Below are 12,334 nucleotides of genomic sequence, written 5' to 3'. Positions count from 1 at the left end.
GCAGAGGAGTGAAGGATAACGGAAGTCGAGCGATTTCCAGCGGATGTTTACCTCGCGTTAACCCGGCACTCTCTAAGCTGGGGCTCTTCAAATCCTGAGGTCAGCACCGTCATGAACCTTTATGCGATCGTCAAAAGAGTCCTGTTGGCCCTGATTTTATTCGCCCTGATGGCCAGCGTCCTGCCTTCGCGGGGGCAGTTGGTCAACCTGGGGGGCGGTAGCGGGTTCCTGGTGGGCCAGAGCATCGAGCAGGCAGCTGTATGCTGTGTCGCCAGTGCATTGCGATAAGGCGGGGGCCAGCTACACCTGGCAGTTGGTGCTATGCCTGGGGCTGATTGTGGGCGTGTCGCTTGCCATGGGGGCCTACATCGTCCAGTTGAATGCGCGCGTTGATAAGCAACGAGAACTGTCGCCGGTATACCTGCACCAATGTGGCAGCGGGCGCGGCGGTTTTATTGTGTACCGCGACGGCAGGCGCAGCAGTGATGACTGCTACCCCATCGACGAAGCTCAATCGCCGGGCATCGAACAGATGCGCGACCAGCCAGGCCCGCACCGCGCGCAGTGGTTCAAATACATCCTGCCTGCCGTCGAAAGCCTGCGCCGGCTGGACGCCAATCCCAGGCGCGCTAAAGTTGCCCGGACAGTCTGATCGGCACCTCCACGCCCCAGCCGAAACCTCGGTACAGCAGCGTGCAAGCTGCATCTGATACGCTTTTTTCTTTAACACCTGCATCTGTACCGAACAGACCACAACCGTGACAATGGCTCATCGGCAGGAACTCTCCAGCCGCCCTTCTTCCTTTTGGAGGCCCCATGGCTAAGATGGCATTTTTTCTTCTCGGGTTTCTGGCACTGACCGTTGGAATCGGCCTGCTGGCTACGATCTCGCCGGTCTGAAACCCGGGTCAAGGTGCGCGTGATACACCGCTGTACCCAGCGCACGATTTGGCGTGTTTAACCGCTAGTTGATCAACTCGGGATGGACGCTCATCAGGCTGTCTGGCTTGTCCTTGAGGCCATTGCAACAGACGTAGCCATTATGCAGATAGAGCCCCGGGTATTTTTTAAAGCTCACGGGGTCGAGGGTCACGTATCTCGCATTACTCCAGCCCGAATAGGCGTAGAGGTAGCTGCGGTCGGTAAACGAAAGATACTCTGCAGTATCGACCGTCATAATGTACCAATTCCCGTCGCCATAACTGATAACCAGGAATTTCGAGGCCTGGTTAATATCCTTGGTGGTCATGACGTATCCGCTGGACATCATCAAGTACCTGGCTGGGTTAACCGAGTTGTCTTTGAGATAGGCCAACTGAGAGGGCGGGGCTTTGAACCCCTCTACAGAACCTCCGGCTTCGGGATGGGGTTGCAACGCGTCTGCGCCCGGCGGGCTGATGAGTTCCTTAGACATTGGGTGACACTCCATTGACTCAAGATTGATGGTTTAACGACGCCCCAAAAACAACATTCGTTGAAAGGCTCGAAAACCGTGAACAGCAATTGATAGTGGGCAAGCCACTGACTGTCCGATACTGTCAATTCTCACAGTTCATTAGAGTCATTCACGATAGCCCCAAGGCTTGATATCCCGAACCTGTCACCCGAGGAAAAACATCGGGTACAACGACAACACCAACAACCCCGCCATCGACCAGTTGAATAGCTTCAACCAGCGCGGCTCACGCAAGACATTGCGCAAGCCGGTGCCACACCCGGCCCACACGCACACACTCGGCAAGTTGACCACAGCAAACACCACGGCAATGACCAGCACGTTAGTGAAGTAACCTTCCGCCGGCGTATAGGTGGTGATCGCCCCCAACGCCATGACCCATGCCTTGGGGTTGACCCACTGAAACACCGCAGCGGCGAGAAAGGTCATGGGCTTGCGCTTGCCGTCCGTGTCATCCGACATCGCGCTTGAAGTCGCGATCTTCCACGCCAGGTACAACAAGTACGCCGCGCCGATGTAACGCAATGCGGTGTAGGCCCAAGGCCACGCCTTGAACACTTCCCCCAGGCCCAGGCCGACCGAAATCACCAACACCATAAAACCCACGCTGATCCCCAGGGCATGGGGAATCGAGCGGCGAAAACCGAAGTTCACTCCCGACGCCAGCAACATGGTGTTATTGGGCCCAGGGGTAATCGAAGACACGAAGGCAAACAGCGCAAAGGCCGACAGCAGGCTGGTGGACATGAACATGGGGCGTTATCCAGGCGATTTATTGTTGCACTGACAGTAGAGGGTTCTGTGGCGCCTCGCCCCGTACAGCTGGGGGCAGATCGAGAGATACAATTCCCGATCAACGATGCTCCATCCTCGTGCCCTGCCCCCGCACAAATGGCACGATCGCTATTTAGCGCTGGCGTAGAATCAAGCCAACGTCACGATCATATTCAGGGGACTGCGGACAATGCTCAGTGCTGATAATCGCGGCCGATGGCTATAGCGCAGGTGCTGATTAGAAAGTAATTGATTGGGCTGGATAGAAGAGCATATTGAGCACAAACAGAATCATCCAGAAGCCGATCTCCAGGGTTTCAGTAATAGGCTGGATACGCTTCAAAGCCCCGTACACATGCACCACAAACATCAATGAGAAAACTACGAACAGCATATCGAACGCATAACTAAAGCTGGTGCCCGTAGTTGCCGAGCGCAACATCGCCACTTCCACCACCAGGATAAACGCCCCCAGGCAGCGCCCAAAATAAATGGCCAGATGCTGATGTTCGGGAATCGTCCAGCGCATCGCCCGGGCCCAGGCAATAGGCGCGATAAAGATCGGCAAGGCAAAAAACAGGGTGGTGAAGAGCATCAGCGTAGTGATGTAATACTGGCTGTAGTGCGCATAGTAACCGAGCATCAGGCGATTCCTTATCCTTGAGAATAACCCCTTTGGGGTAGAGCCCAAGAATTACAGCCAGCAATACCAGTGTCCAATGTAAGCAGGTCGCGCAACACCAAAGAGAATGGACTTGGGTAAAGGGGATTACTACCTAAGATGCACTGTGTAATCCCCTACGCTGCCAGGGCGCCCCGGACGACAACAACGTGTATAGCCTGCATTGCGGCGATATATGAGCCAGCTTGCGGGCAATAGCGATCTGAAGATCGTCATGGTCTGCAAGCCGACTACAAGGCGGGGGTTACCAGAAGCGCTGTTGGGTCAGGCGGCTCCACCAGGTCAGCAGTACCCGGTCTACCGAGCCGCTGGCCGCCAGGCCCACCCGCTCTTGCAGGCTTTTGCGCTCGGCATAGTGCAGGTGGAACAGTTCGGCGGTCTTGGCCCTGGTGGCCAGGTATTCGTCACTGGTCTGCAAGGCGTCCACCAGTTGCTTGTCCAGCGCCGCGACGCCCAGCCAGACTTCGCCGGTAGCCACTTCGTCAATGGCCAGTTGCGGGCGGTAGCGCGACACGAAGTTCTTGAACAGTTGATGGGTGATGTCCAGGTCTTCCTGGAACTTCTCCCGGCCCTTCTCGGTGTTTTCGCCAAACACCGTCAGGGTGCGCTTGTACTCGCCAGCAGTGAGTACTTCAAAGTCGATATCGTGCTTTTTCAGCAGGCGGTTGACGTTGGGCAACTGGGCCACCACGCCAATCGAGCCGAGGATGGCAAACGGCGCGCTGATGATCTTCTCGCCGATGCACGCCATCATGTAGCCGCCGCTGGCCGCGACCTTGTCGATGCACACCGTCAAGGGCACGCCCGCCTCGCGGATCCGCGCCAATTGCGAGGACGCCAGGCCATAGCTGTGGACCATGCCACCGCCGCTTTCCAGGCGCAGCACCACTTCGTCCTTGGGTGTGGCCAGGCTCAGCAACGCGGTGATTTCATGGCGCAGGCTCTCGGTGGCTGAGGCCTTGATGTCCCCGTCAAAATCCAGGACAAACACCCGTGGTTTGGCCTCGGGGGTTTTCTTCTGTTTTTTCTCGGCCTTGCCCTGGGACTTGCGCAGGGCCTTGAGCTGATCCTTGTCGAGCAAGGTCTGCTCCAGGCGCTCGCGCAGGCCTTTGTAGAAATCATTGAGTTTGCTGACCTGCAACTGCCCGGCATTCTTGCGCCGGCCCTTGCTGCGCAACGCCGCAAAACTGATCAGCACCACCAGAATGGCGACGACCAACGTAACGGTTTTAGCCAGAAAACTTGCATACTCAGCCAAAAACTCCATGGGACTCCTTACAGAAACGGTGCGCCAGGCGCGGATTGCCCCAGCATACCGATGGGACTGCCGGTGAGCCAGAGCTGAAACCCCTTGAAACGGGCCTCTAACGAGCTTTTAAAACAAGCGTATGTTTTTTCATTGACAGCTTCCCGGCATCCTCATAACCTCGCCAGACTTTCAACGTACCGGGTGAACGGACGTGGGCAGCATCTATTTGATTCGACATGGCCAGGCCTCCTTCGGTGCAGACGACTATGACGTCCTGTCGCCCGTCGGTGTGCAGCAGGCCCAGGTACTGGGCAGCCACCTGGCGGACCTGGGCCTGACGTTCGACCGCTGCGTATCGGGCGACCTGCGCCGCCAGCAGCACACGGCCAACGCCGCGTTCGAAGCCATCGGCGCCCAAGGCTTGCCGGTGCCGCCCCTGGAAATCGACAGCGCCTTCAACGAATTCGACGCCGACGCGATCATCCGCGCCCTGCTCCCAGACCTGCTCGACAGCGAGCCCGAAGCCCTGGAAATCCTGCGCAACGCCCCACACAACCGTGGCGAGTTCCAGCGCATCTTCGCCCTGATCATCGAGCGCTGGCTGAGCGGCACCTATGACACGCCCGGCCTGGAAAGCTGGCTGGGCTTTGTCGAGCGCGTCCAGGGTGGCCTGCAGCGCCTGCTCGAGACTGCCGACAATTCCCACAAGATTGCGGTATTTACCTCTGGCGGCACCATCACCGCCCTGCTCCACCTGATTACCCGCATACCTGCCACCCAGGCTTTCGAGCTGAACTGGCAGATTGTCAACACTTCGCTCAACCACTTGAAGTTCCGTGGTCGCGAAGTGGCACTGGCTTCCTTCAACAGCCATACCCACTTGCAACTGTTGAAGGCGCCGCAGCTCATCACTTTCCGATGACTGCGGCCAACCGTGACCCCAAGGTCACTGGCACCACCCATAAAAGGATCGAACCATGACTGACGTAGCTAAAGCCGTAGAAGCAATGAAAGCCAAATTCAACCCAAGCGCTGCTGCCGGCCTGGACCTGGTGTTCGGTTTCCGTATCGACGACACCCAGAACTTCTCGCTGATCGTCAAGGACAGCACTTGCGAATTGCAAGAAGGCGAGAACCCTGACGCCCAGGTGACTCTGGTGATGGATGCTGAAACCATGAAAGGTATCGTCAGCGGCGAAACCGATGGCATGCAGGCCTTCATGGGCGGCAAGCTGCGCGCCGAAGGCGACATGATGCTGGCAATGAAGCTGAGCGAATTGTTCCCAGGCTGATCCAGGGCAACCTGGGTTGACCAATCCCGCCTACCCAGGCGGGATTTTTGTTTATGCCTGTGGCGCTCATTCATTTGCAGAATGAAGTCCAGAGGAATCTTCGTTTGCACCCAAGGGCACCGCCCAACAAAATCTGGCTCACGGCCCATACCACCGTTATCGCAGCCAGGAATTTTTCTATGCCTACCCCGCGCCATATCAGCCCCGACGACATCCGCAAAGACTTCTCCAGGGCCATGTCCGACATGTACCGCGAGGAAGTACCGCTGTATGGCGCGCTGCTGGAGTTGGTGGCCCAAACCAATGCCCGGGTACTGGCCAGCGATACCGACCTGGCGCAGCAACTGCAGCGCACCGGTGAAATCCAACGCCTGGACATGGAGCGCCACGGCGCCATCCGCCTGGGCAGCGCCTATGAGCTGGCAACCATCCGCCGCCTGTTTGCGGTGATGGGCATGCAACCGGTGGGCTACTACGACCTCACCCCGGCCGGCGTGCCGGTGCATTCCACCGCCTTTCGCGCGGTGCATGAAAGCGCCTTGCAGGCAAGCCCGTTCCGGGTCTTTACCTCGCTGCTGCGCCTGGAACTGATCGAAAACCTTGAACTGCGAGCCTTTGCCGAAGCCGCCCTGGCCAAGCGCTCGATCTTCACCCCACGAGCCCTGGCGCTGATAGAGCAAGCTGAAACCGACGGCGGCCTGAATGCCAGCGATGCCCAGGCCTTTGTCCAACAAGCCCTGGAAACCTTTCGCTGGCACCACACCGCCACGGTCAGCGCAGCCCAGTACCAGCAACTCAGCGACCAGCACCGGCTGATTGCCGATGTGGTGGCCTTCAAGGGCCCGCACATCAATCACCTGACCCCACGGACCCTGGACATCGACCGCGTACAAGCCGACATGCCCGGCAAAGGCATCACCCCCAAAGCCGTGATCGAAGGCCCGCCCCGCCGCCAATGCCCGATCCTGCTACGCCAGACCAGCTTCAAGGCCCTCGACGAAGCCATCGCCTTTACCGATGCCAAGGGCAGCCACAGCGCCAGGTTTGGTGAAATCGAACAGCGTGGCGTGGCCCTTACACCCAAAGGCCGGGCACTCTACGACCAATTGCTCAACGCCGCGCGGGATGAACTGGGCGCCTTCCCCAACGAAGCCAACGCCCAGCGCTACACCGAACTGATGGCGCAGCATTTCCAGGCCTTCCCGGATAATCACCGGGCCATGCGCGAACAAGGGTTGGCGTTCTTTCGCTACTTCGTGACCGACACGGGCCGCGCAGCCGACAAGAGCCCGCAACCCAATCTGGACGCACTGCTTGCGGCCGGCTGCGTGGCAATCGAACCATTGGTGTACGAGGATTTTCTGCCGGTCAGCGCGGCGGGGATTTTCCAGTCGAACCTGGGCGATGCGACGCAGAGCCACTACACGGCCAACGCCAACCAGGCCGAATTTGAACAGGCCCTGGGCCGCCGGACCCTTGATGAATTGCAACTGTATGCAGACACCCAGCAGCGCTCGATCGACGCTTGCCTACAGGCGCTGCGCACCTAGAAAAGAGAGTTCGCCCGACACCACAACGCATTCCATGCGCAGTCAACGTGCCCCAGGGTCGGGCGAACGGTTGGGATAATAGGCAGTGGAGGGGCTGCTGTCCTTCGGTCAATTCTGAACAAATATGGACACCCCCGCTCCCAACGTTGGCTAGTGCCCCTTGGTCTGTTCCAGTTGTTCGACGATTTTATCTTTGATCAACAGGCGTTTCTTTTTCAGGTTCTCTACATCATCGTCATTGGCACTTGCGGATTCTGCTTCCAGCACCTCCTTGTCGGCGACGTCATACTGGGTGAGCAATACATCTAACCGATGGTGGCTTGCCCGACGCTGCTGAACGTCTTCCTTGCTCAACCCCAAATCCTGATAAAGATCATGTTTCACTGGCATGAAGTACCTCCGCAAGTTAATCAATGACTGGTACACCTTGAAGCTAGCCCATCCATGGGCCTCTTGTCATGCCCAAGGTCAATTCCCCTGGCCCAGTTCCCGTGCGAGGAACGGGGCGGTGCGGCTGGTTTTGTTCTGGGCGAGGTGTTGGGGCGTGCCGCTGGCGACGACTTTACCGCCACGGTCGCCGGCGCCTGGGCCGATGTCGATGACCCAGTCGCTCTGGGCCACCACGCGCATTTCGTGTTCGACCACGATCACCGTGTGACCGGCGTCCACCAGGTGGTTGAGTTGCAGTAGCAGGCGGTCGACGTCACGAGGGTGCAGGCCGGTGGTCGGCTCGTCGAGCACATACAAGGTCGCGCCCCGCGCGGTGCGTTGCAGCTCGGTGGCCAGCTTGATCCGCTGGGCCTCGCCGCCGGACAGCTCGGTGGCCGGCTGGCCCAGGCGCAGGTAACCCAGGCCGATGTCGCGCAGGACTAGCAACGCACGCAGTACGCCCGGTTGTTCGGCGAAAACGTCCACCGCCTGCTCGACGGTCAAGCCCAGCACCTGGGCGATGTTCAGGCCCTGCCAGGTAATCGCCAGGGTCTGGGGGTTGTAGCGCGCGCCGTGGCAGATGGGGCATGGTGCGTAGACGCTGGGCATAAACAGCAATTCGACGCTGACAAAACCCTCGCCCTCGCAGTTCGGGCAGCGGCCCTTGGCGACGTTGAAGGAGAACTGCCCGGCATCGTAGTGGTGTTTTTTCGCCGCCGGGGTGGCGGCGAACAGCTTGCGCACGTTATCGAACAGGCCGGTATAGGTCGCAAGGTTGGAGCGCGGGGTGCGGCCGATGGGCTTCTGGTCCACCTGCACCAGGCGGCGGATCTGCTCCAGGCCCGCGCGGATGCGCCCGCCGCTGGTTTGCGGTGCGTCTTCCAGATCGGGCTCGTCGTCGCTGACCACCACCCGCCCCAGGCCCTCCCCCACCAGGTCCAACAGGGCCTGGCTGACCAGGCTGGATTTACCCGAGCCGGAAATCCCCGTCACCGCGGTAAAACAGCCCAGGGGGAAGTCCACGCTCACCCCGTCGAGATTATTGCGGCTGACCCCTTCCAGGCTGAGCCAGCCACTCGGCGCACGGTGCGAGGTGTTCAACGGGCGCGGCTCGGCAAACAGGTACTCGCGGGTCTGTGACGCTTCAATCTGTGCCAGGCCCGCCGGTGGGCCGCTGTATAGCACCTGGCCGCCTTGCTCGCCGGCTGCCGGGCCGACATCGATCAGCCAGTCGGCGCGGCGCATGGTTTCCAGGTCGTGCTCCACCACAAACAGCGAGTTGCCGGCGGCTTTCAGGCGTTCCAAGGCAGTGAACAAGGCTTCGCCATCGGCCGGGTGCAAGCCCGCCGACGGTTCATCCAGCACGTAGATCACGCCGAACAACTGCGAGCCCAATTGCGTCGCCAGGCGCAGGCGCTGCAACTCGCCAGAGGACAGGGTCGGCGTGCTGCGCTCCAGCGACAGATAGCCCAGGCCCAGGTCGGTCAGGGTGCTGACCCGCTCCAGCAAATCCTGGGCGATGCGTTGGGCGGCTAGGCGTTTTTCCACCGAGAGTTTTACCCGCCCCGTGCCCTCGGCCACCGGCCGTAAAAGCTGTGCCAGTTGCAACAACGACAGCTGCGACAACTCGCCAATATCCACTCCGGCGAATGTCACCGACAGCGCAGCCTTGGTCAGGCGCTTGCCCTCGCACAAGGGGCACGGGCTGCCTTGCATGAACTGCGCGACACGCTTTTTCATCAGCGCACTCTGGGTGTGGGTGAAGGTGTGCAGGATGTAGCGCCGGGCGCCGCTGAAGGTACCCTGGTAACTGGGTTCGAGTTTGCGCTTGAGGGCGTCGCGGGTTTGCGCCGGGGTCAAGCCGGCATACACCGGCACCGTGGGCGTGTCCTCGGTGAAGAGGATCCAGTCACGCTGTTTTTTTGGTAGCTCGCGCCAGGGGACATCGACGTCATAGCCCAGGGTCACGAGGATGTCCCGCAGGTTTTGTCCTTGCCAGGCCAGCGGCCAGGAGGCGACGGCGCGTTGGCGAATGGTCAGCGAGGGATCGGGCACCATCAGCGCCTCGGTCACCTCATACACGCGCCCCAGGCCGTGGCACTGCGGGCAGGCGCCCTGGGGCAGGTTGGGCGAGAAATCTTCGGCGTACAGCATCGGCTGCCCCGGCGGGTAGCTGCCAGCGCGGGAATAGAGCATGCGGATCAGGCTGGACAAGGTGGTCACGCTGCCCACCGATGAGCGCGTGCTCGGCGTGCCCCGCTGCTGTTGCAAGGCCACGGCGGGCGGCAGGCCTTCGATCGAGTCCACATCCGGCACGCCCACCTGGTCGATCAGGCGCCGGGCATAGGGCGCCACCGACTCGAAGTAACGCCGCTGCGCCTCGGCGTACAACGTGGAAAACGCCAGGGACGACTTGCCCGACCCCGACACCCCGGTGAACACCACCAGGGCATCCCGTGGGATGTCCACATCGACATTGCGCAGGTTGTGTTCCCGGGCGCCCCGCACCCGGACAAAACCGGGGCGCGCGGCAGGCAGATCGGTGGCAGGCGGCAAGTGGCGCTGTGAAGTCATGGTCAACCTTATAGGAGGCGGCAAGTCCAGTGGTGGATCCGGCACCTTGGCAAACGTTCAATCGCAGTGGTTTATCCGCGCGGTCAGCACCGAGCGTACCTGTTGCGTCAGCTCTTCGGGGCTGTAGGGTTTGCCCAGCAGATGTATTTCGCTGCCCAGCAAGTGGTCGCTGGAAAGAATGTCACGGGTATGCCCGGAGGTGAACAGTACCGCAACCGGCGGCTGTTGCGCCTTGGCCCACTCGGCCAGGTCGGTGCTTTTGATTCGCCCCGGCATCACCACATCGGTGAAGATCAGGTCCGGCCGCAAGCCGGTGCGCAGCATCAGCATCGCATCATCGCCATCCTCGGCGGTGAGCACTGTGTAGCCGGACTGTTGCAGCAACTCCACGGCCGCGCCGCGCACACCTTCGTTGTCCTCCACCACCAGGATGGTTTCCCGGCCGCCTTCTTGCAGTGCCACGGCGGCAGGTGCCTCCTGGCTTTCCGGCTCAAGGCTGTGGGGAAAGTACATCTGCACCACGGTGCCCTGCCCTGGCTCGCTGCTGATCTGCACGTGCCCGCCGCTTTGCTTGACGAAACCAAACACCATGCTCAAGCCCAGGCCGGTGCCGTGACCGTCCGGCTTGGTGGTAAAGAATGGCTCGAAGACCCGCCGCAGCACCGCCGGCGGCATGCCCGCCCCGGTGTCACTGACCGACAGGCGCACATATTCACCGGGGGCAATCCCGTTGCGGCTGCCATCCTCGGGTGACAGGGTGATGTTTTCACCGGTGATGCGGATCACCCCCTCGCCCTTCATGGCATCCCGGGCATTGATCGCCAGGTTGAGCACGGCGTTTTCCAACTGATTGCGATCGACATGGATGCACCATGGATCTTGCGGTAATTGCACATCGATCTGGATCGTTTCCCCCAGGGCCCGCTGCAGCAATTCACCCAGGCCTTCATAAATGCGCCGGGGGTTGAACACCGCAGGTGACAGGGGCTGGCGCCGGGCAAAGGCCAACAGTTGCGAGGACAGCTTGGCGCCGCGCTCGACAGCCGCCAGGGCGGCACCGACGCGCCGTTGTACCTGGGGATTGTCCCGTTCATGGCGGGCCAGCAAGTGCAGGTTGCCGGCAATCACCTGCAGCAGATTATTGAAGTCATGGGCCACGCCCCCGGTCAGCCCGCCAATGGCCTCGAGCTTTTGCGACTGGCGCAACTGGTCCTCGGCGGCCGAGCGCGCCTGGACTTCGGCAGCGACGCGCTGCTCCAGGTTATGGGTGAGTTTGAGCAGGGATTCTTCGGCAATCTTGCGCACATGGATATCAATGATCACCCCCGGAAAACGCAGCGGCCGCCCGCCCGCATCCAACTCGCAACGCCCACTGGCCAGTACCCACAGATAGCTGGCGTCAGGGCGTCGCACGCGAAACTCGACGTTATACGACCCACCGGTTTCCAGGGTGCGGGCAATCAGGCGGTTGACCCGCGCCAGGTCATCGGGGTGGATGATCTGGGTGGCGACGGCAATGGACAGGCCCTGCTCCACGTCGTCCAGGGACAGGCCCAGGGTGCGGGCAAAACGCTCGTCGCCCGACAGCCGATCCGGCAGCACATCCCAGACAAAGGAGCCCAGCAGCGCCCCGGCATTGAGCGCCAGTTGCAAGCGCTCGTCCGCCACGCGGTAAGCGCCCTCGGCTTCCTGGCGCAAACGCTCGGACAGCACATGCGCGGTGGTTTCCACGACAATCGCCAGCACCCCGGCCGGCTGCTGGTCGTCACCGGCCACCGGGCTGTAATAGAGGTCGAGCCACAAGTCTTCGGGGCGGCCATTGCGCAGCAGCATCAAGGCCTTGTTGCGATAGGACAAGGTGCCGCCAGCCAGGCAGGTGTCCATGACATGCCGGTTGAAGTCGGCCACTTCCGGCCAGCCTTGCTCCACCGGCACGCCCAGCAGAAACGGGTGGCGCCCGCCGGCGAACACCGAGTAACTGTCGTTGTAGATCATGTGCCCGGCGCGCCCCCAGAGCATCACCATCGGCACCGGCGAAGCCAGGAGCATCTGCACGGCGCAGGTCAGGCTGGTGGACCAACTGTCAATCGAGCCCAGGTCCGTGGTCGACCAGTCAAAGGCACGAATCCTTTGGGCCATTTCACCGCCCCAGCCGTCACAACCATGGGTATTGGATAAAAATTGCATGGATCAACTCGGTGCAGAGAGAGGACAGTCGCCAATGTTGGAGCATAGCCGGACGCGATGGTTTCACTGCATCTGCGAACCATTGCAGGAGCAAGCTTGTCGGCGATGGTCGTTAACCATGACGTGGGCCCTAGGTGTTCT

At 60.8% G+C, this 12,334-nt stretch carries 12 protein-coding genes; 5 read left to right on the top strand and 7 right to left on the bottom strand.

Annotated features, from left to right (window positions below; translation table 11 throughout):
- Positions 1–144 precede the first annotated feature (144 nt).
- Both HBO19_RS18245 and HBO19_RS18240 read left to right on the top strand, forming a co-directional pair.
- Positions 145–288 carry a hypothetical protein gene (locus tag HBO19_RS18245; protein ID WP_170057877.1) on the top strand — a complete coding sequence of 48 codons (144 nt, stop codon included), beginning with the start codon at positions 145–147 and terminating at the stop codon, positions 286–288.
- Positions 275–652 (top strand): hypothetical protein, encoded by a 378-nt coding sequence (locus tag HBO19_RS18240; protein ID WP_346266503.1) that lies wholly within the window; start codon positions 275–277, stop codon positions 650–652. Before HBO19_RS18245 ends, HBO19_RS18240 begins: the two co-directional genes overlap by 14 nt.
- A 312-nt stretch (positions 653–964) precedes the next feature.
- Here HBO19_RS18240 and HBO19_RS18235 read toward each other — a convergent pair whose 3' ends face one another.
- The 4 genes from HBO19_RS18235 to sohB all read right to left on the bottom strand — a co-directional run bounded on the left by HBO19_RS18235 (position 965) and on the right by sohB (position 4,179).
- Positions 965–1,414, bottom strand: coding sequence for a hypothetical protein (locus HBO19_RS18235; RefSeq protein WP_170058014.1), 450 nt, complete (start codon positions 1,412–1,414; stop codon positions 965–967).
- Positions 1,415–1,600: 186 nt separating this feature from the next.
- Positions 1,601–2,209 (bottom strand): LysE family translocator, encoded by a 609-nt coding sequence (locus HBO19_RS18230; protein WP_170058013.1) that lies wholly within the window; start codon positions 2,207–2,209, stop codon positions 1,601–1,603.
- 259 nt (positions 2,210–2,468) lie between these two features.
- Complete coding sequence (locus HBO19_RS18225; RefSeq protein ID WP_169956966.1) at positions 2,469–2,873, bottom strand: hypothetical protein; 405 nt, start codon at positions 2,871–2,873, stop codon at positions 2,469–2,471.
- Positions 2,874–3,156: 283 nt separating this feature from the next.
- A complete protein-coding gene (gene sohB / locus HBO19_RS18220; protein ID WP_170043213.1) occupies positions 3,157–4,179 on the bottom strand; it encodes a protease SohB in 1,023 nt (340 codons plus the stop codon).
- A gap of 193 nt (positions 4,180–4,372) precedes the next feature.
- On the opposite strand from sohB, the gene HBO19_RS18215 reads away from it, so the two are divergent.
- The 3 genes from HBO19_RS18215 (at position 4,373) to HBO19_RS18205 (ending at position 7,003) form a co-directional block, all read left to right on the top strand.
- On the top strand, positions 4,373–5,083 hold the full coding sequence (locus HBO19_RS18215; protein ID WP_169956964.1) for a histidine phosphatase family protein: 711 nt from the start codon (positions 4,373–4,375) through the stop codon (positions 5,081–5,083).
- Positions 5,084–5,138: 55 nt separating this feature from the next.
- Positions 5,139–5,453 carry an SCP2 sterol-binding domain-containing protein gene (locus tag HBO19_RS18210; RefSeq protein WP_169956963.1) on the top strand — a complete coding sequence of 105 codons (315 nt, stop codon included), beginning with the start codon at positions 5,139–5,141 and terminating at the stop codon, positions 5,451–5,453.
- A 179-nt stretch (positions 5,454–5,632) separates the two neighbouring features.
- Positions 5,633–7,003 carry a VOC family protein gene (locus tag HBO19_RS18205; RefSeq protein WP_170058012.1) on the top strand — a complete coding sequence of 457 codons (1,371 nt, stop codon included), beginning with the start codon at positions 5,633–5,635 and terminating at the stop codon, positions 7,001–7,003.
- A gap of 150 nt (positions 7,004–7,153) precedes the next feature.
- Here the strand turns inward: HBO19_RS18205 and HBO19_RS18200 are convergent, their stop codons facing one another.
- The 3 genes from HBO19_RS18200 to HBO19_RS18190 form a co-directional block, all read right to left on the bottom strand.
- Entirely contained in the window at positions 7,154–7,393 is a 240-nt protein-coding gene (locus HBO19_RS18200; protein ID WP_032857259.1) for a DUF465 domain-containing protein, read from the bottom strand.
- A gap of 78 nt (positions 7,394–7,471) precedes the next feature.
- Positions 7,472–10,006 carry an excinuclease ABC subunit UvrA gene (locus HBO19_RS18195; RefSeq protein ID WP_170058011.1) on the bottom strand — a complete coding sequence of 845 codons (2,535 nt, stop codon included), beginning with the start codon at positions 10,004–10,006 and terminating at the stop codon, positions 7,472–7,474.
- Positions 10,007–10,063: 57 nt separating this feature from the next.
- Complete coding sequence (locus HBO19_RS18190) at positions 10,064–12,193, bottom strand: PAS domain-containing hybrid sensor histidine kinase/response regulator (protein ID WP_170058010.1); 2,130 nt, start codon at positions 12,191–12,193, stop codon at positions 10,064–10,066.
- Positions 12,194–12,334 lie beyond the last annotated feature (141 nt).

It is taken from the genome of Pseudomonas sp. WS 5021, assembly GCF_012985535.1.
Classification (GTDB): Bacteria; Pseudomonadota; Gammaproteobacteria; order Pseudomonadales; family Pseudomonadaceae; genus Aquipseudomonas.
Note: the sequence above shows the minus strand (reverse complement) of the source record. Positions and strands in the feature narration are given on the sequence as shown.